The sequence below is a fragment of the Desulfosporosinus meridiei DSM 13257 genome (genome assembly GCF_000231385.2).
GTDB lineage: Bacteria > Bacillota > Desulfitobacteriia > Desulfitobacteriales > Desulfitobacteriaceae > Desulfosporosinus > Desulfosporosinus meridiei.
Map to the genome: position 1 here is coordinate 4,605,194 of NC_018515.1, position 19,553 is coordinate 4,624,746.

Annotated in this window: 16 protein-coding genes; 4 read left to right on the plus strand and 12 right to left on the minus strand. The window is 39.8% G+C overall.

Features of this window, described 5'->3' with window-relative positions; translation table 11 throughout:
• Positions 1–28: 28 nt before the first annotated feature.
• Together DESMER_RS21160 and DESMER_RS21165 are read right to left on the minus strand one after the other, a co-directional pair.
• Positions 29–319 carry a BMC domain-containing protein gene (locus tag DESMER_RS21160; RefSeq protein ID WP_014905109.1) on the minus strand — a complete coding sequence of 97 codons (291 nt, stop codon included), beginning with the start codon at positions 317–319 and terminating at the stop codon, positions 29–31.
• Between the two features lie 27 nt (positions 320–346).
• The gene (locus DESMER_RS21165) at positions 347–646 is read right to left on the minus strand and encodes a BMC domain-containing protein (RefSeq protein WP_014905110.1); all 300 of its coding nucleotides are present in this window, start codon (positions 644–646) and stop codon (positions 347–349) included.
• Between the two features lie 515 nt (positions 647–1,161).
• On the opposite strand from DESMER_RS21165, the gene DESMER_RS21170 reads away from it, so the two are divergent.
• Positions 1,162–2,088 carry a choline kinase family protein gene (locus DESMER_RS21170; protein ID WP_014905111.1) on the plus strand — a complete coding sequence of 309 codons (927 nt, stop codon included), beginning with the start codon at positions 1,162–1,164 and terminating at the stop codon, positions 2,086–2,088.
• Between the two features lie 161 nt (positions 2,089–2,249).
• On the opposite strand, the gene DESMER_RS21175 is transcribed toward DESMER_RS21170, so the two are convergent.
• Together DESMER_RS21175 and DESMER_RS21180 are read right to left on the minus strand one after the other, a co-directional pair.
• Positions 2,250–4,373 carry a diguanylate cyclase domain-containing protein gene (locus tag DESMER_RS21175; protein WP_014905112.1) on the minus strand — a complete coding sequence of 708 codons (2,124 nt, stop codon included), beginning with the start codon at positions 4,371–4,373 and terminating at the stop codon, positions 2,250–2,252.
• Positions 4,373–5,800 (minus strand): extracellular solute-binding protein, encoded by a 1,428-nt coding sequence (locus tag DESMER_RS21180; RefSeq protein ID WP_014905113.1) that lies wholly within the window; start codon positions 5,798–5,800, stop codon positions 4,373–4,375. Before DESMER_RS21180 ends, DESMER_RS21175 begins: the two co-directional genes overlap by 1 nt.
• 573 nt (positions 5,801–6,373) lie before the next feature.
• Here DESMER_RS21180 and DESMER_RS21185 point away from each other — a divergent pair.
• Genes DESMER_RS21185 through DESMER_RS21195 form a run of 3 tightly spaced genes read left to right on the plus strand, consistent with a single transcriptional unit; the run spans position 6,374 to position 9,561 of the window.
• Positions 6,374–6,769: a c-type cytochrome gene (locus DESMER_RS21185; RefSeq protein WP_042334092.1), complete on the plus strand. Its 396-nt coding sequence runs from the start codon at positions 6,374–6,376 to the stop codon at positions 6,767–6,769.
• Entirely contained in the window at positions 6,766–8,118 is a 1,353-nt protein-coding gene (locus tag DESMER_RS21190) for a cbb3-type cytochrome c oxidase subunit I (RefSeq protein WP_014905114.1), read from the plus strand. The genes DESMER_RS21185 and DESMER_RS21190 overlap by 4 nt, the downstream gene beginning before the upstream one ends.
• A gap of 39 nt (positions 8,119–8,157) precedes the next feature.
• Positions 8,158–9,561: an FMN-binding glutamate synthase family protein gene (locus DESMER_RS21195; protein ID WP_014905115.1), complete on the plus strand. Its 1,404-nt coding sequence runs from the start codon at positions 8,158–8,160 to the stop codon at positions 9,559–9,561.
• Between the two features lie 72 nt (positions 9,562–9,633).
• Here DESMER_RS21195 and DESMER_RS22695 read toward each other — a convergent pair whose 3' ends face one another.
• The 8 genes from DESMER_RS22695 to DESMER_RS21230 form a co-directional block, all read right to left on the minus strand.
• Complete coding sequence (locus tag DESMER_RS22695; RefSeq protein ID WP_083856525.1) at positions 9,634–10,032, minus strand: HD domain-containing phosphohydrolase; 399 nt, start codon at positions 10,030–10,032, stop codon at positions 9,634–9,636.
• Positions 10,033–10,182: 150 nt separating this feature from the next.
• On the minus strand, positions 10,183–10,677 hold the full coding sequence (locus tag DESMER_RS22700; RefSeq protein ID WP_052314861.1) for a hypothetical protein: 495 nt from the start codon (positions 10,675–10,677) through the stop codon (positions 10,183–10,185).
• Entirely contained in the window at positions 10,674–14,504 is a 3,831-nt protein-coding gene (locus tag DESMER_RS21205; protein WP_014905116.1) for a non-ribosomal peptide synthetase, read from the minus strand. Before DESMER_RS21205 ends, DESMER_RS22700 begins: the two co-directional genes overlap by 4 nt.
• A gap of 63 nt (positions 14,505–14,567) precedes the next feature.
• Positions 14,568–16,067 (minus strand): long-chain-fatty-acid--CoA ligase, encoded by a 1,500-nt coding sequence (locus DESMER_RS21210; protein ID WP_014905117.1) that lies wholly within the window; start codon positions 16,065–16,067, stop codon positions 14,568–14,570.
• A complete protein-coding gene (locus tag DESMER_RS21215; RefSeq protein ID WP_014905118.1) occupies positions 16,054–16,305 on the minus strand; it encodes an acyl carrier protein in 252 nt (83 codons plus the stop codon). Before DESMER_RS21215 ends, DESMER_RS21210 begins: the two co-directional genes overlap by 14 nt.
• A 299-nt stretch (positions 16,306–16,604) precedes the next feature.
• Positions 16,605–17,573: an ABC transporter ATP-binding protein gene (locus DESMER_RS21220; RefSeq protein WP_014905119.1), complete on the minus strand. Its 969-nt coding sequence runs from the start codon at positions 17,571–17,573 to the stop codon at positions 16,605–16,607.
• A complete protein-coding gene (locus DESMER_RS21225; RefSeq protein ID WP_014905120.1) occupies positions 17,570–18,604 on the minus strand; it encodes an ABC transporter ATP-binding protein in 1,035 nt (344 codons plus the stop codon). Before DESMER_RS21225 ends, DESMER_RS21220 begins: the two co-directional genes overlap by 4 nt.
• Positions 18,605–18,618: 14 nt before the next feature.
• The gene (locus DESMER_RS21230) at positions 18,619–19,551 is read right to left on the minus strand and encodes an ABC transporter permease (protein ID WP_014905121.1); all 933 of its coding nucleotides are present in this window, start codon (positions 19,549–19,551) and stop codon (positions 18,619–18,621) included.
• Positions 19,552–19,553 lie beyond the last annotated feature (2 nt).

The following is a 19,553-nucleotide window of genomic DNA, read 5'->3' on the forward strand; positions in this document are numbered from 1 at the left end:
GGCTGAATTATATTACTCAAGTGCCCTTTTACCAATCAAGAACATATCTGGCGATAATTTTTTCAACGTCAGGGTGCGGCCTGGCAATGACATTGGAGGAATAGATTTTTCCGACTTTGCTAGCTTCTTTAACGCCGGCTTCAACTGCTGCTTTCACCGCACCCACATCGCCGCGAATTACTACAGAAATCAAACCGGAAGCCACATTCTCATATCCTACTAATTCCACATCTGCTGCTTTGCACATTGCATCTGCAGCCTCCAGCACCGAAACCAGGCCATACGTTTCTATGAACCCTAAGGCACCATTTGTGTCCACGCGGACTCCCCTTTCCAAAAAACAATGTCACTCTTCATCAATGTCATGAACCGAAACAATCTTACCTACCCGACTGACGGGACGTGGCATCACATGGGAGGCTGTCACTTCGCCTATGGCTGCTGCTGCCGCTGCACCACTTTCTACAGCTGATCTCACTGCGGCTACGCTCCCTTTAACCATCACTGTAACAAGTCCCGAACCAACATTTTCATAAGAAACAAGAACAACATCAGCTGCTTTACACATAACATCTGCTGCTTGAATTGCCGGCACCATACCTCTCGTTTCCACAAGACCAAGTGCTTCTTCCCCAAAGTATTTCATCGAAACAACCCCACTTTTCTATAATTTAACGCACAAGGATTGTCGCATTATTGTCTTTTTCAACAAATTATGTACTTTTATAATATCGCATAGGCATATTATTTTTTTGAAGAATCAATATGTCTAATTGCATTATTATATCCAGCAAAAATATTTTATTGGACTTATAATTGTTTCTAGCACTTTATTGACTAATATTCTTGGATTGCCCTGTCATAACTTTTAAACATCCCTATGTACAAAGTAAATAAAAGGGTTACATAAGAATATAAACTTATGACCTGGCGTAGGATAACAATCAATACTTGCAAAATTGTTATTTAAAAAGCAGTAAAACCAATAACTATAATGGTTTTTACTGCTTTTTAAAATCTTGTACAATTTAAATTTAACTAGCTTAGTTTAACCATAGGAATACAGCATTCCAAATGCATTGATTTTGCTATTTTTTTTTGCTAAAGTTAATTACAAATAATCACAAAATCCAAGTTCAATTAAACTTGGTGGAGATATGTATGGAAATGGAAGAATTGGTTCAAGAAAAGCTGCGACAGGCTTTTCACGACGAAAAAATTGTGTTCGACAAATCAAGATTTGCCGGCGGGCTTACTAACTACAATTATATAATGGTTATTAATGGTATCGAGTATGTTATCCGGCAGCCTGGCGGTATGACCGAACAAATTATTGATCGTAAGATTGAAAGGGTCAATAACCATATTGCCTCAGAGTTAGGTGTGAACTCTGATTGCATTTTTTTTGATGAATCAAGCGGAATCAAGATAAGTACCTATATAAAGAATAGCTGTAATATGGCTCAGGCCGATCCCGGTTCTTTCCGCAACTTGGATTCGGTCTGCAGCATCATGAAAAAAATACATTCCTTTCCCAGAGGTTTTACAAATCATTTTGATTGGCAAAAGGAGCTTTCTAAGTACGAAGGGATCATCCAACAATTACACGGGAGTTTTTTCTTTGACTATCAATACTTAAAGGAACAGCTAATCTTCTTTGTCCAAAAAAATATCGAAAGTACAATTCTTACGCCATGTCACAATGACACAGTGCCGGAAAACTTTATTATGGATGGCAATGGCCGAACGTATTTGGTCGACTGGGAATATTCCGGAATGAACGATCCTTGCTGGGATGTAGCAGCCTATATTCTTGAATCAAAACTAACCGAAGAAGCTATCCAGTATTTAGTCCAAAACTACTTTGGCTATTCACTTACCACAATGGAGGAACTTAAAATAAAAGGGTTTATGATGGCCCAAGATTTACTTTGGACAGTTTGGGCCTTAATCAGACATTACAATGGCGAAGATTTTCTGGAATATTGTTGTTTTAGGTATGAGCGCTTTCGAAAAAATATCAGACTTGTCCACCAATCTCCCCAGTGCTCTATAGCCAGTATGGTTACGGGATCAAGTGATTCTTAGCTTCAGAAAAACATTGGGCCATTCTTATTGAACTTAACACTATCTGTTACCCTGCCTGTCATATGGCAGGGTTTATTTTTTCCATGCAACCCACTCAAGCAGAATAAAGAAGTTGCCGCAAGAATTTAGGGTTTGAATTTCCACAAAAATAAGAGCGTTGTCTAGGCGCTCTCAACATAATAACCTTTTTTTCTACTTTTTGCTTCATACAATATTTGATCCGCTTTGTTCAGAAGATCATCGTACTTAAGGGTCCAGTCCTCAATCCATAAAAGTCCGCCTGAAATCGTTATTGGCTTGAGGGAACCGTCTGGAAATGCGTTTAAATCTTTAGTCAAGCCCTCGTAAAAGTTATCCATCTCCATCCTTATAGCATCCTTATCCTCAAAGCCAAATAGGAAAAGAACAAATTCATCTCCGGAACGTCTCCCTAAAACACTGGATTTTCCTCCTATTTTAGAAAGATGTAATACCGCTCTGTTGATATACGAGTCTCCCCATTGATGCCCATAAGTGTCATTGATTTGCTTAAGATAGTCAAGATCAAACATGATTAGTGCGGCCGTGCCCTGTGAACTGGCGCTTTCTATAATATTTTCAATGCGGCGTTGAACTGCCTTTCTATTATATATCATGGTCAGGGGATCATAATCCCGTTCCATTTTAATCTTGTTTTTCTCCAGAATCTCTTGTGTTACATCGCTTACAACACCCATAGTACTATTCTCGTTTTTTACCAACTTCACTTTGACATATTTAGTGGGATCCGCACCTATTTGGTAAACATTCTCATCCTCTTTTTCTGGATTATTGAGTTTTTGCTTAATGTGTGCTATAAATTTCTCTTTATTCTGAATAATCTCAGACATGAGAGCACTGTCTATTTCAAGAATTGATGGCAATTGATCCGTCATGAACACATGGCTGGAATCACGTTTAATTTCAAAAACACCAATTGGGAAATCAGCCAAATCGATTATTTTTGACATCTTGACGGTAGACTCAAGCAATTCATTATTGGCATTTTCCATTGCGCTGGACAAACCATCAATTTCGGTCAACCCCGTTGGGTTAAGCCTAAGTGCTTTGTTGTTAGCGCTTTCTCGCACCTGCTTAACAAGTTGAGTTATTGGTTTTGTGAATCGATAGCTGATGAAATACCCTCCAACTATTCCAATTGCAATGGATGCCAATAGGGACATTCCTAGGATTTGTTGGATTTTATGGACATAATTAAGAAGATGATTTTCTGTCATTAAGCCTACTAAGTACCAAGACTCTTCCTCAAAGGGTGTATTGAATTTATAAAGTCCTATTCGTTCCAGACAAGCGTATATCTTTTCTTCACTATTGTGATTTTCTACACGATAAATATTTCGATTCTTATCAACTTCAGTCAAGGCGAATGATTCCTCTGCTCTGATCATCCGTTTTTGTAAGGCACCGACCATTAAAATCGGCTCAATTTTGTTAGCTCCTGCATTGCTGTAGCCGATCAAATAGCCCATTGAATCCCTGGGCTGTAAGTCTATGGCGGGTAAAAATTGATCAAAGTAATTCACAGATATTTCTACACCAATGACACCTCGTAAAACTTTATCCGCATCAAAAAGCGGCATTGTGTATGTTATTATCGGCAAATCATCAGGAAAAAGTTTAAAAGGAGGACTCCAGTAGCCCAACAAGTTGGCATTAAAGGTTAGAGGAGCCTTAGAAAATGGCTTTTCAAAAAACTCTCTGTTGCTTTCATCAAATTTCATGTCATATTTCCAGGATTGATCCATTGGTATTTTTTGTTTTTTTGCCAAATCTGAAGGCCCAAGAAGCAGGTATAAATCTTTACTTGTATAATCATTCCAAAGTGGATCATAGTCACGAATATACAGGGCAGGATACTTTTCCGATTCTTCTTTTTTCAAAATAATAAAGGCACCCGTGGTCTGAGTCGTCCTCAGCATATTAATCAATTCGTCAATTGATTCATCGAAAAAGGCCTTACTCGATGAAGTATCAGAGAGATTTCTGGAAAACTTATTGATAAAGGGTGTCATATTAGTCCAGCGGTTTTTCATTTCCCTCTGGACACTATCATTACGATTGTGAACTTTGTCATAAAATGACTGGTAAGCATTCTCTTGGGCCTGACTGAGCACCCCTCCTGCTATCAAGGTTCCTGTCAAAAGAATTGCTTGAATAACTATCAATACAATAACAAAACTGGTCATACGAAATAATATTGATTTTTTATCCATCCCAATTTTCTTCATTACAAGCTTTTCTTTCATCACTCACCCAAGATCAAAGACCCTTCTTTTTTTATTTGCTCATACCACCTGTCAAATTGAGAATCTGAAACTAAAGAATCAATAACTTTTGTGCGCTCTTCTCCGTTTGCGACACGTTTATCCAACAATTCCAGATCCCGTGTGATTTTATTGAACAGATTACTTTCCAGAAGCAATCGCATCTCATAGCTTCCCTTAAAAGGTTTATTGAAATATAAGATGTGTGTTTGAAACATTTGAAGAGTCGAGTCTATCATCTCCGGGATAGCTCTATTGCTTGAACCTATTTTTGTCTGTTCTTCCTGCAGCAGCTTCCCATTTAGCGATTCATTCATAACCGGGAAATAACCGGTGGAAACTGCAAACTCGATGTTTTGTGAGGGTTCCGTAAACCACTTGAGAAAGACCCCGGCAGCAAACTCATGGGCCTTGTCACTCTTAGTCACACACATCCCAGCACCTTGCTGAAAAGCATAGGGTTTACCCTTGCTAAAATAAGGATAAGGCAATGTCATAGGTTCAATGGGATAAACTTCATCCTGCTGCACCGTCACTTCCGTGGGAAAGTAACCGGATCCAGCCGTAGAACCTGTATAAGCCAGCACAGTGCCGGTTTTTGCGTCATCAGAGCTGAAACGGCCACTCTTTTCAAAATAACCTTTTATGTAAGGAATATAATAGTAATCCCAGATAGTCTTGGCCACGTTTTCAGTAAAATTCAGGCGAACTGAGTCATCTTCAAAGCTGTAGATTTCCGTTCCCAGCTGCATTCCGGATAGAAGCATATAATTTGCGCTGGAATCGATACCTAGGAATGCTTTGCCTGTATGTTCCCGATACAATTTAGAAATCTCGATTAAGCCTTCCCAGGTCTTCAACTTTTGGATATCAGCACCTGTTTCTTGAGAAAACTTGTCCCAAAATGTTTTGTTAACATACAATATTTCAGAAGATTTGGCGATGGGGAGAATCTTCAAATGCTGTTCTTTTCCAAAGCGCCCCTCCTTCAAGAACTCTGCTCTGTATCGTTCTAATTCCTCTTTAGAGAAAAGTTCCTCCAGATTTGCCAGTTCGGTAACCGTTTGGATTCGATAGGCATTGTCGGGATAGGCCATAAAAATATCCGGCAACCGTTGAGAACCAATATTTTTATTGGCAGCGTCGTAAACTGCGTTGGCAAGTTGCTCTACATCGCCTAAACTTTGTGCGTCCACGACGATCCCTCTTTGCACTCCTACTGTTTCATTAAAATTTGCCACTAAGGCGTCAAATGTATCTTTGATATGACCATTATAATAATGCCATACAATAACTGTAACCGGTTTCGAAGGATCCAGTGGTTCTTTGTCATGATGAATGAGATTACACCCGGGAAGGAGTAGCAACATTGCTGCTACTACGAATAGAATCAGCCCTTTTCCCCTCATATGAAGCCCCCATTACATATATTTCGCACATGGTTATTACTATATTGTACCATTCAATCTACCTCCTTTCTACAAGATCCATTCTTTTTATTCCAAATATGATTTGAGGCACCAGAAATGAATATTGCCAATAACATAATACGATTCTTGTGAAAGATACTGGTAATATCAAATCGCAATTCGCCAATAGTAATGACGAAGTGGGCTTGCGGGTAAAAAAATAAAGAAATAACTCAGTGAAACTAGCAAAGTAAAGGGTAAGAACTCTCTGAGCATTTCGCACAGTGGATTCTTACAATTATGGAGGGGGGAGCTCAACCCCTCGTCAAGCGTTCTACGAATTTTTTATATATCCTGCCAATAAGTAGTAAGTTTTATAGGAGTATACATCGAGCATTAAGAATACTTACTCCGGCCTATATTCACCCTTTTTTCCAGCTGGAATCCCAGCTCACTGAGCTTAAGGATTCAATAGTATTTGAGATTTATGAACCTTCCCGTTAAAAAATGTATAGTATTGCCATTATGTAAAATACTACCATGTATACTCTAGAGAATTGGAAGGAAACCTCTTTGAAGTTACGCACTCTGTTATTACTAAGCATCCCGTCCTTCATATTATTTGTAGGAATTACCTTAATTTCAGCAAGGCTCCCAGCTTCCATGCCGGAACAAGCTGTGGCTGGAAAGCTCATCTGGCAAAAAAACAACTGCGTCAGCTGTCACACTTTATTTGGTCATGGTGGCTATGAAGCAGATGATTTAACACACATTACCGCTACGGAGACTTCTGAATACCTTATCAACTATCTTGTTCAGGCTCCTGTTATGCGCCCTCATAAATACGCCCGTCACCCGGCCTTGGATGAAATTGATGCCGAGAACTTAGTGAACTATCTGGAATTTGTACACACTATACCCACTTTGGGATGGCCTCCTCAACAAGAACAAGTGGAGGATGACTCATGAATCAATCCATTGCCTCAAAGCAGAAATTTTTGGCCCAAGTAATTAGTCGTAGGTATTGTTTATCCGCAGTATGCTTATTTGCCCTGCAAAGCGTTGTGGCCTTGATGGGAGCACTGGATTTAGTGATATCCGATTTGCCTTCGCCTATCCCCTTTGAGTACGGAAGAGCAATTCATCTGGCTCTGGCAGATTTTTGGCCACTCATCGGTACTATGGGTATGGTTTACTTTTTCATCACGGCTGAGCTTAATCGGGAGATCCATTCTCCCAGGTTAGCCCGCTGGCAATACTGGGTAGTCATGTTATTTACCCTCTCTATCTTTGGAACCCTAGCCCTAAGACTAGGTAATGGCCGAGAATTCCTCGAAGGGAAACCCATTTTTTACCTCGGCATATGTCTGGCATTGACACTGGCCTCATACAATCTAATCCGAACCTTATTAACAGATAGACAAAACATTACTCCTGCTGCTGCGACTATGACTGTAGGAATGATCTTCCTGTTGTTGCTGTTGCTGCCTAACACAATCACTTTCAGCAACCCAATCGTAGATGAAGCAACCAAGTTCTGGGTTGTTCATTTATGGGAGGAAATGGCCTTTGAATTGACTTCCGTAGGTTTTATTGCCACCTTTTTCATTGTTTCTGGCCTAGCCAATCGTACACAAATTGAAAAATGGCTTTATTTAGAGGCTGCTTTAGCAATAGTCGGGGGGTTGTATGGTACCGGACATCATTATTACTGGATCGGGTTTCCTGCCGTTTGGTTAGTACTGGGCTCGTTAGTAAGTCTAGTAGAGGTTATTCCTGTGGGCATGTTGGTACATATGACTTATAAAGGTTTAAAATCAAAAAAAATTCGCAGTCGGCGAGAAAAGCTTACTCTGTGGTTGTTGCTTAGCAGCGTGTTTTATCATATTACGGGTGCATCACTTCTAGGCTTATTTATTACCATACCTTGGGTTAATCTTTATATGCACGGAACGTATTTTACATCTGGTCATGCTCATTTAGCCTTATTCGGAAGCTTAGGATTCGTAGTCTTAGCAGGGTGTTATTATGTCCTGAGCCAAGGGAGTGAACCAACACTCAAAGAGTATAAGGGCGGAGTTCTGGCCGTGATAATTCTCAATATTGGCCTGATAATCATGTCCTCAGCTCTACTGGCTGCTGGCCTCAAAGAGACTTATCTCTGGCGGGTCTTAGGTATGGATTTTATGGATGTCCATTTGCTCCTTAATCCCTATTTGATCGTGCGAGTGCTGGGTGGGACTATGTTTGCATTGGGGGATCTTCTTTTATCTTGGTACATTTTTAAGGTCTGGCGGGCGACAAAGTCTCATAAGTAGTGAAGGCAAATAATTCAACGTCAGTTACGAGGTTAAGAAATGCAGATTACCATAACAAGTTCATTCTGGTTGTTGCTATTAATCCTGTTGATAGCTCTTCAATTACTTCTGGTAATTATCCTTATTACGAAACCCTTTTTGCGCTATCTAATAGGGTTGCAGATCAAGGGTTTTTCGGACAGACTCCTTTCTGATAAATATACTCAAAATCTCATGGAATTGTGGCCAGCAGGAAAACGAATTTCAGTTTTAAACATTCTGGAAATAGGCCTTCGTGCTCAGAATGGTAAAATCATAACCCGGCCTCTTGGTTCCCCTAAGCATTTTCCCGGCTTCGATAGTCTTATGTTTGCTCCACAGATTATGACAAGGCTCTCCTTACCTGAAGGTACTCAGATAGACATGCAGGTAACTATTGGTCCAAAAGCTTATAAGCCCATGACTCTCGATATCCCCATTATAATTGGGGCAATGGCTTATGGCATAGCACTCAGTGAAGAAGCCAAAAGAGCTTTAGCTAGAGCTGCTAAAACTCTAAAGACTTCCACCTGTTCTGGGGAAGGCCCCTTTCTGCCCGAGGAGCGAATGGAAGCAGGAAAATACACGTTGCAAATTTCCCGCTGGGCCTGGGGGGCTAGGACTCAGGAACAAATTGACTCTGCCGATATGTTGGAAGTTCAAATGGGGCAAGGTTCTGATATGGGGGCAGTCACTATCGATGCCGTAGAATTTCAAGGTCGGGCGCAAGAACTCTCGGGCCTAGCCCCTGATGAAATGGCTATTGCTTTTCCGGCACCTCCCGGTGTTCAAAAACAAAGAGATTGGCCTAATTTCATGAAAAGTCTACGGGAAAAAGCTAACGGCATTCCTATTGCCTTGAAAATTATGGCAACAGGACACCTTGAGGATGATTTGGCGGCTGCACTTAAACTAAAGTTTGATGCAGTTATTATTGATGGTGCCCAAGGCGGCTCCCACGCCACCACCCCCATTAAACAAGATGATTTTGGCATCCCCAGCCTGTTTGCTTTAGTTCGGGCTGTACGGTTTTTGGAGAAAGAACGCGCCCGAGACCGGATAAGCTTAATCATTGCCGGAGGGTTCTTTACTCCCGGAGAGTGTCTAAAGGCTATGGCTCTAGGTGCAGATGCAGTCTATATGGCTACTGTTCCTCTCCTAGCCCTGACTCATAGCCAGGTCAGTAAAGTAATACCCTGGGAGCCTCCTACGACATTAGTGTTTTATGACTCTCCCTCTAAGGGTAAACTTGATATTGAACAGGCAGCGACAAGTGTCGTTAACGTCATAACCTCTATGGTTTTAGAAATGGAAGAAGGCATGCGTGCCCTTGGAAAGGCGTCCTTAAAAGAGCTAAATCCTGATGACTTAGTTGCCTTAGATTCTCTGAGCGCCGAAGTAACTGGCGTGAAGCGAATATACTAGTAGGGTGCGTTATTCATAACGCACCCTACATTTTTAACTAGTGAATTCTGTCCAAAACCTAATAGTCGCCAATCACGTTAAGGGTTCAATGGCATTAGATTTATAGACTCCAATAAAACGCTCTACCAGGACAGGGTCAAACTGGGCACCAGAACATCTTTCCAATTCTGCTATTGCCTGTTCCATTGTTCTTGGTTGTGATCTATAACTTCGTGGGGAAGTAATCGCGTCAACAGTATCTGCAACACTTACGATTCTGGCTAAAAATGGAATAGAACCCCCTTTTAAGCCTTCTGGATAACCTCTACCATCAAAACGCTCATGATGATATTTTATAATTGGTAAAATTTCACGAGCAAATTTTAACTTAGAACATATTTCCACACCACGTCCAGGATGAGATTTCATGATAGACCATTCGTCTTGGGTTAGCGCAGAAGGCTTATTTAAAATAGCATCGGGAATACTTATTTCCCAATGTCATGCAAGATAGCTGCCCTTCATAGATTAACCTTTTCCTTATCACTTAACCTCAGGTTCTCTGCAAGCGCCATAGGAAACTTCGCGACTCGTTCCGAATGTCCATGTATATGGGTATCAGGTTATTGTTCTTTATTCTTTTTATTCAAACTTCGAGTTTGCACTTTTTGGGTTTTCATGCAAAAACCCTACCTGTTTCATGTTTTCAATAATTTTCCCAAGATATCCATGAGTCAAATCAGGCCACTCAAAATCAAGGCTTTTTAAATAGTTAATAGTTTTTAACGAATTAACGTTGAAAGAAGGAGTAAGGGTTAACGTTCCTTTCATAATCAAATCCGTTACAATTCCATTTATCACTACTTGGTCACTTTCAGATTTTGATAGGGATATGATAGCTTCAGTATACTCTTTCAGGGATATACATTTTATGTACATCCCATATAATTCCAATATTTTCAAGAAACTTTCTACTTTAATTGTTTTATGGTTGAACAAATGAAATATAAGCAGTTTTGGAGAACTACTCTGCAATATAGAAATTATTGCTCTTGCACAGGAATCTACAGGTGTGAATTCGATGTATTCGTCGAGAATATTTTCAGGAAAAAGCCTGATTGTAAAGATACTTTTCAATTTCTATAAAATGCATTTTCTTCAATGTTGACCTGAAACTGTCCGTCAGAGATACGGCTAGTTAAGATCCCCACTCTAAATATTGTAGCTTTTAATCCTTTTTCAACTTCTTCCAATATAAGGCTTTCCGCCTCAAATTTGCTTCTTACATAAACATTGCTTTTGTAGTCCTGACCATTATACAAGTCATTTTCAGTAAAGTCTTTTATAAATACTTTCTCACTCATAAAGTTGCCTGAGACACTGGTGGTAGAGATAAAGCTCAAATGCATATCATTTTCACGGCAAAAATCAACTATTTCCTGAGTACCATTAACATTTATTCGTTCAAAATCTGAATAACTGCCATAATGCTTGACCATAGCAGCAGCATGGATCACAGATGTTACATTTCCAACTAGTTCTTGATACTCATCTGATAGAAGTCCAAATCTTTTCTTGGTGATGTCCCCGTTCACCAGAATGATTTTTTGATTGATCAATTCACTGGCAACTTGAGGAAAATAGAAGTAAAGCGAATCTCTAAATCTTCTTTCAAAGTCTGCCCCTCGCACAATACAATATACCTTAGCCACCAGTTGATTATTTAAAAGCTCTTTCAGAATATGGATACCTAAAAATCCTGTCGCTCCCGTTAATAAGATACTCCCAGTGTTAACCTCGCCTTGAACAATAAACCGATTTAAGACTTCAAAATAACTCGGAACATGACTCATGTAAACGCTTGTTTTTTTGTTTTGATAGGTAACATAATCCCGTTCCTTAATTTCTAAAGAAAGGCTTCTGATGGTGGGATGTTCGTAAAATTCTTGGGCAGATATCTTCCAGGCTTCAGATAATGAAGAGGAGAGTATTTCTAGAATTGCCAAAGAATCTCCACCGAGCTCAAAAAAATCATCATCAATTCCTACTTTAATTACATTAAGAGTTTTACTCCATATATCAGCCATTCGTTGCTCGATACCATCCCGCGGTGCAATATATTCATTAGCCTTAACATCTTCGCTCCAAGTAGGATTTGGCAATGATTTACGATCAACTTTCCCGTTGGGGGTTAAAGGAAGTGCCGGTAGCCAAATAAACCGATTGGGAATCATAAATTCAGGCAAGTAACCCATCATATGTTGTCGCAACTCAGATACGGGCAGTTCTACACTGCCAACCAGAAAAGCACAAAGCAATGCCCTATCCAGATGTTGATATGTGGTAACAACAGCTTGTATAATATCTTCATTTTTTAATAGACATTCTTCTATCTCACTCAATTCAATACGAAAACCTCTGATTTTGACCTGATTATCATTTCGCCCAATATATTCGATCTCGCCATTTGCCAGCCACTTTCCTAAGTCACCGGTTTTATACATTCTCGTCCCTGGAAAAAAGGGGTTGGATAAAAATTTCTCATTAGTTAACTCAGGCCTGTTAAGATAACCCCGTGCAACGCCTTCCCCTGCGATAAATATTTCACCTAATATGCCGATGGGAACAGGCGTCTGATATTTATCTTGAATATAAAACTTGGTATTCCCTATAGGTCTTCCGATGGTAAGTTGGTCTGCATCATCAAGTCTTTTTGTTGAAGACCAGATTGTTGTCTCCGTCGGTCCATACATATTGTAGATCTGGGCTTTCGTAATCTTTTTAAGCCTTGATAATAAGGATTGAGGGAAAACTTCACCCCCAACCATTATTAGCGACAACTGGTTTAGGCAAGTTGAGGAATTCAGCATTATGTTCAGCCTTGCAGGAGTTGCTTGTAGCACGTCCACTTGGTATCTTACTATCAAATCAGACAACAAGCGTGGGCTTGCTAGTTCCTCGTTATTGGCGATTATCACTCTCAGACCTACAATTAGAGGCAATAATGTTTCCATAAAAAATATATCAAACGATAGAGTAGTTATTGAAATTATCGTCTTATAGGTAAAGTCAATTTCCTTAGTTATAGAATGGACGAAATTGCTTATAGCCCTATGCTCGATCATTACACCTTTAGGCATTCCAGTCGATCCTGAGGTATAAATAAGATAGGCCAAGTCATTGGGCCTCAGGGTACAGACTAAGCCATCAGCAGTGCCTTCCCATATTTCCGAATTACTAAGATCAATAACTTCTACCTCTGTCTTCAAGTGATTATGGTTAGAACAATTAGTCAAGAGGAAGCGACAATTGCTATCTCTTAACATATGCTCGATTCTTTCTCGGGGATAGCTGGGATCAATAGGCAAATAAGCTGCTCCAGACTTTAATATGCCTAATATTCCAACAACCAGATCAAAGGATCGGTCCACGCTAAAACCAACTATCTCCTCTTTGGCGACACCCTTCTTTAACAAGAACCTGGCTAATTTATTTGATCTATTATTTAATTCCTGATAGGTTAATTGATTATTTTCGAAAACAAGAGCAATTTTTTCAGGAATCTTTCTTACGGTTTCCACAAACAGATGAATGATAGTTTTCTCTGGTTGGAATTCCATTTCCGTTTGGTTAAACATACTTAGAATTAGCTGCTGTTCTGAGTCAGACAACATATTCAAATTACCAACACTTTTATTAGGGTATTTCATACCGTCTTGAACAAGGTTTAATAAAGATCTGTTGATATCCTCTATCTCTGCTTCTTTCAGTACATCTGTTGAGTAATCATAATCTAGATGAAATAATCCGATACTTTTCATTTCATTGATATTCACGCGTAAAGCATTGACCTCTTGACCATTGAAGTGGGATTCTAATTCAAATTCTATTTGACCCGGATCCAGATTTGCGTTAAGAAAAGTCAGCGTAAAATCAAATAAGTTGTCATTAACTTTCTGTGTTTTCCGAAATTGTTTGAGTATATTTACATACGGATAGCTACTGTACCTCAACATTGTAAGCCATTCAATGTTCAAATAATTCAAATATTCTTTAAAGCTTAAAGAAGGATCTAGATCAACTATAAAAGGTAAATTATTAAAAAATGCTCCTATAGTATTTTTTTCTTTTAGAGTCGTTCTATTTAAGACAGTAGTACCGATTACAATTTGCTCCCGGCCCTCTTTCTTCCAGAAATAAATTGATAAAACTGAACAAAAAAGGATAAATGGCGAAATCTTGTTTTGGTTACACACCTCATTTATCCTTGAAGAAATCTCTAGCGGTATACGGTAACTTTTTCTTCTAGCTTCAAGACTGCTAGATCCTCTCTTCATAAACAAATTAGTATCGGGCAGCACTTCGATTTTCCGCTGCCAATAATCCCTGTCAGTAAAAAACCTCGAGGAGGATAAATAATTATTTTCCTTTTTTATATATTCAACATAAGAAGGTTCATGAATTTCAAGAACCGCTTCATTGACTGAGCGTTGACAATTTTTAGCAACCTGATTTACTAATAAAATAATTGCCCAAAAATCTACAATAATATGGTGACATTTTATAAACAATCCACTTTCGTTGTTACTAAACTTAAGCATTGCAAAATAACAGAGATCGGAATCATAAAATTGAAATGCTCTTGTGGTGACATCTTGAGCCCACTGATAGTAATCTTCCAAACCTTTTTTATAACTAAAATCCAGTAATTCAACGGGATGCTCATTGTATTCCGGAAAGTATTGAAAAATATCATTAGATTCATTCTTCAGCCGAGTACGCAACGCATCATTTTGCATTACTACTAGGTTAATCGCATTATTCAAAAGATTGTTGTCCAGTTGGCCCTTAAATCGTATAGTAATCCCTAAATTTACATAACTAGGATTATGGTAAAATTTATCTATGATTGAGATTGACTTCTGGGCACTAGTTAGAGGATAGATGGTTATCTCTTTTTTCATGCTGATTCCTACCTTGCGTACTTCAGATATGAAAATACTTAATGATTTTCCCTATGTAAGATGTTAAGCTAACTGTTTTTTATCAATTTTTCCGGTGGGGTTTTTAGGTAAACTAGCTAAAATGACGACTTGCCTAGGACATTTATAATTTGCTAAGTGCCTGCGACAGTATAGTATGAATTCTTTAGGTTCTGCAGACTCCTGCCGTTTTAATACTATAAAAGCTTTCGGTACTTCACCCCTCTCTTTGTCAGGGCTTCCGATCACTGCTGCTTCCAAGACTTGAGGATGATTAAAAAGACATTGCTCTACTTCACCGGGATAAACATTCATGCCTCCAACGAGTATCATGTCTTTCTTTCTTCCTACAATATATACATAACCTTCCTCATCAATTTTAGCTAAATCTCCGGTGTGGAACCACCCTCCCCTTAATGCTTCAGCAGTTGCCTCGGGCAGGTTTAAATAACCTTGCATTACATTAGGTCCTTGAACACAAAACTCTCCAATTTCTCCTTGAGGAAGTTCTTGATCATGATCATTGACAACTTTCACATTAACGCCATCTAAGGCCGGTCCTACAGAACCAGGTTTAATGGCCTGATATGACCCAATACATGCAACGGCCTCAGAAGGGCCACTCCCTTCAACAAGGGGAATACCATATCTTTTTGTGAATTCCTTTATTATCTCTACGGAGAGAGGCGCTCCTCCGCTCAGGCAAATTCTCAAGGAGGACATATCATAATTGTGTTCTTGGGAAAGAGCTGCTAATAAAGCCGAATACATAGCCGGAACTGCACAGAAATAGCTTATTTTCTTTGAAGCTATTTCACTTAAGACTGCATTTGGTATGAACCGAGGTAAGATTGTAAAAGATCCGCCTATGAAAATTGGCATTAACATATTCGTAAATTGTGAAAATGCATGAGAAAGAGGAATGACACACAAATTATGATCGTCTTCTCTAATATCCATCCTTGTTATTAAGGCATAGGTAATAAATATCAGATTACCATGCGATAAAAGGGCACCTTTTGGTCTGCCACTTGTACCCGAGGTATAAAGACAAACTGCTAAATCGCTTTCTTCAACATTCCTATCAACTGGCTCGGCTTCTTTTTTTAGGAGCTCTTCAAAAGAAACAATTCCCTCTTCTTTTCTCCCACCGATTGCGATTATGTTTAAATCAGATTTCTCAGCTCTTACTTCTCTAATCATAGGTAGCAATTCCTGATCTATTATTAGCAATTTGACTTTGGCATCATTTAAGATGTAATGTATTTCATCAGCTTTATATAAAGGGTTTAGTGGCACTACAGTACCAGCTGCTCGAAGAATGGCAAAATACATCCGTACAAAATTAGGACAATTGCCCAGGACCAGAGCAACTTTTTCATTTGGTTTCAACCCAAAGTCCATGAGCCCTTGAGCTAGGTTATTTACTTCCTTATCTAATTGACTGTACGAAATACTCTCATTTTCATAATACATAACTGTTTTATCTGGAAGTATTTGAGCAGTTTTACTTAAGATTCTATCAACAGACTTAACATTTCCCATAATTCATTCCTTCTGGTATTTTATCTTGGATAATGTTCATTAAATCACCGATGGTTCTAATTTTAAATAGCTCTTCATTACTAATTGCTATTGCAAACTCATCCTCTATGGCATTAACCATGACTGGGATATCCAACGAATCAGCGCCTAGGTCATCGATTACTTTTGTTCGTTCATTTAATTCTCCTTCGTAAATAAACTGCTGGTCAACAATTTTTTTGATTTTTGCTAAAATCATCCCTTTTTGAACCTCCTAAATAGATACAGTCTTCCTCGTATATCATTTAATTTAGCAATTAGTACTTAGCTTTCTTGATCCTGAGTATCCTCACAGCTCGTATCCTATTCAATTATATCAGAAGTTGGGTTTTTAGGAAATAAAAGTCAAAACTTCATAAAAAAACAGTCCTTTCGGACTGTTATTAGTAATTTTCATAATAGCACATTTGGTCATCTGCGAAAAACTTCTGATCAAAGGCTACTCTTATGCGAATATGGCTCCCTCGACAGCCTTAATCAACTGAGATAACTAGATTATTACTTATACAAATGACAGGCAACAAAGTGTCCCGGAGAAACTTCTTTAAACACCGGTTCATGGTGCTTACATTGATCAAGTTCCTTAAAACATCGAGAACAGAAACGGCAGCCTGCGGGAGGGTTAATTGGACTTGGTACATCCCCCTGCAAGATAATCCGTTCTTTTTTATTTTTCGGATTAATTACCGGAATAGCAGATAACAAGGCTTGAGTATAAGGGTGCATTGGGTTAGCATAAAGCTCCTTTTTTGGTGCAATCTCCACCAACTTACCCAGATACATTACCCCCACTCGGTCACTGATATGTTTAACTACGTTTAAGCCATGAGCGATAAACAGATAGGTAAGCCCAAACTCTTCCTTCAAATCACTTAGGAGATTTAACACCTGGGCTTGAATGGATACATCTAGAGCTGAAACCGGTTCGTCACAGACAATCAGCTTTGGTTCCACTGCCAATGCACGAGCGATGCCTACACGCTGGCGCTGACCGCCGGAGAATTCGTGAGGGTAGCGATTACGTTGGTGACGAGCTAGTCCTACACAGTTCAAGAGATAAATAACTCGTTCTTCAACTTTATTCTTCGGCAGCAGATTGTTGATGACAATCGGTTCAGCAATAATATCTCCAATTGTCATTCTAGGATTCAAAGAAGCATAGGGATCCTGAAAGATCATCTGGATATCCTTGCAATAGGAACGACGCTTCTCCTCATCGAGAACTGTTAGATCCTTACCTTCAAATAATATTTTACCATTTGTCGGTCTGTAGAGATTTACAAGGATTTTGCCCAGGGTTGTTTTACCACAGCCAGATTCTCCAACCAAGCCAAAGGCTTCCGTTTTGTTAATGGTAAACGACACTCCGTCAACTGCTTTTAAGGCAGTTACTGGCTTGCCAAAAAAGTTAGTGTCAATAATGAAATGTTTTGACAGGTTTTGAATATCCATCAACACTTCGTTCATTTTATAGCCAATCCCCCTTCCATTGCGCCGACAGAAGCTGAGGTTGCACCTATGCCACCACAAGTTATACTTTCTGATTCGTATAAAAAGCAGCGCACCTTGCGTCCCGACATTTCTCTCAGCTCAGGGATTTCTTTAGTACAGCGTTCCGTACTGTGATCGCAGCGATCGGAAAAAGCACATCCCGACGGCATATTGAGGGGGTTGGGAACCATGCCTTTAATCATATACAAGCGCTCATCACTGTCATCGTCAATCTGAGGAATAGATTGCAGCAACCCCACTGTATAAGGATGTAAGGGACGTTCAAACAAGCTTCTGACATCTGCCTCTTCCACAATCTTTCCACAGTACATAACAATAACCCGATCGGCTGCTTCGGAAACCACGCCTAAATCATGAGTAATTAGTAAAACAGCCATATTGAACTTTTCTCTCATACGATAGAGCAATTCCAGGATCTGGGCTTGAATAGTAACATCTAAGGCAGTAGTAGGCTCATCTGCTATTAACAGTTCAGGCTCGCAGGCCAGAGCCATAGCTGTCATTACCCGCTGACGCATACCACCGCTCATCTGATGAGGAAAATCGTTTGCCCGTTGGGCAGCTGATGGTATTCCTACCGTATCCAGCATTTCAATTGTCCGAGCCAAAGCCTCTTTCTTGGAGATCTGCATATGGGTCATAATGCTCTCCATAATCTGATCTTTAATGCGCCAGACCGGATTCAGGGAAGTCATTGGTTCCTGAAAAATCATGGATATATTGTTGCCACGAATTTTTTTCAGTTCTTTATTACTCATCTTATTTAAATCCTGAGATTTAAAGAGAATTTCCCCATTAGCAATTCTGCCGGGCTTCTGTAAAAGACCCATAATGGAAAGGGAGGTTACACTTTTTCCTGAACCGGACTCGCCGACAATGGCCAGAATTTCGCCTTTATCTATCGTAAAGCTGATATTATCTACTGCCTTGACAATGCCTCGTTTCAGCTTAAACTCCGTACTTAAATTTTTAACTTCCAGCAACATCCTGTACACCGCCCTTATTTTATTCTGGATTTGGGATCAATGGCATCCCGCAGCCCGTCCCCGAGTAGGTTAAAGGCCAGCACAGTGATCGTGATGGCGATACCGGGAAAAATCAGTGTATAAGGCGCGGTAAAAATAAAGCCTCTCGCCCGGCCAAGCATGTCACCCCACTCAGCGAATGGAGGCTGAACGCCCAGACCCAAAAAACCAAGAGCTGCGGTATCCAGCACTGCGCTGGAAATACCTAAAGTAGCTCTGACGACAATCACAGAAATGACATTCGGTAAAATATGCTTATAGATAATGCGGCTTGATTTATTTCCAATGACTTTAGCTGCTTGTACAAAATCATTCTCTTTAACCGAGAGAATACTGCCTCGTACAATTCGCGCATACTCGGGAATGGACACCAAGCCAATGGCAATAATCGCCTTGTCCAATCCTTTACCCAAAGCTGCCATGAAGGCAATAGCCAGCAAAATCGACGGTATAGCCAGCATCATATCCATTACCCTCATAATGACCGTGTCCGTCTTGCCACCTCGGTAACCGGCCACAGCACCTAGAATAACACCAATTGTCAGGGAAATAGCAACCGCTGCAACCCCAACAAAAAGAGATATTTTCGTCCCATCAAGGATTCGGCTGAACATGTCTCGGCCTAATTGATCTGTCCCAAACCAATGGGTGGAATTAGGATGAATAAAGGCTTTACTCATATCAGAATAATTAGGATCATAAGGCAATATTTGTTTGCCCATCAGCTCACTGACCCAGACTGTAAAAGCTATAAGCACTAGGAATGCAATTATTATCAGGCCGACTACTGCAGCTTTGTTCTGTCTGAGAGTTTCCCACATGACTTTCAGCTGCGATTCCGGTTTCTCCACGTATTCTGCAGCCTGCAGCGAATTTTCATTAGGATTCGAACTATCCTTTGTCTTCATAC

Coding starts and splice junctions, on each gene's coding strand:
- DESMER_RS21210 (WP_014905117.1), bottom strand. CDS start 16,067: ATGGGAAATGTTAAGTCTGTTGATAGAATCTTAAGTAAAACTGCTCAA.
- DESMER_RS21205 (WP_014905116.1), bottom strand. CDS start 14,504: ATGAAAAAAGAGATAACCATCTATCCTCTAACTAGTGCCCAGAAGTCA.
- DESMER_RS21180 (WP_014905113.1), bottom strand. CDS start 5,800: ATGAGGGGAAAAGGGCTGATTCTATTCGTAGTAGCAGCAATGTTGCTA.
- DESMER_RS21165 (WP_014905110.1), bottom strand. CDS start 646: ATGAAATACTTTGGGGAAGAAGCACTTGGTCTTGTGGAAACGAGAGGT.
- DESMER_RS21190 (WP_014905114.1), top strand. CDS start 6,766: ATGAATCAATCCATTGCCTCAAAGCAGAAATTTTTGGCCCAAGTAATT.
- DESMER_RS21220 (WP_014905119.1), bottom strand. CDS start 17,573: ATGAACGAAGTGTTGATGGATATTCAAAACCTGTCAAAACATTTCATT.
- DESMER_RS21195 (WP_014905115.1), top strand. CDS start 8,158: ATGCAGATTACCATAACAAGTTCATTCTGGTTGTTGCTATTAATCCTG.
- DESMER_RS21170 (WP_014905111.1), top strand. CDS start 1,162: ATGGAAATGGAAGAATTGGTTCAAGAAAAGCTGCGACAGGCTTTTCAC.
- DESMER_RS21225 (WP_014905120.1), bottom strand. CDS start 18,604: ATGTTGCTGGAAGTTAAAAATTTAAGTACGGAGTTTAAGCTGAAACGA.
- DESMER_RS21175 (WP_014905112.1), bottom strand. CDS start 4,373: ATGAAAGAAAAGCTTGTAATGAAGAAAATTGGGATGGATAAAAAATCA.
- DESMER_RS21230 (WP_014905121.1), bottom strand. CDS start 19,551: ATGAAGACAAAGGATAGTTCGAATCCTAATGAAAATTCGCTGCAGGCT.
- DESMER_RS21215 (WP_014905118.1), bottom strand. CDS start 16,305: ATGATTTTAGCAAAAATCAAAAAAATTGTTGACCAGCAGTTTATTTAC.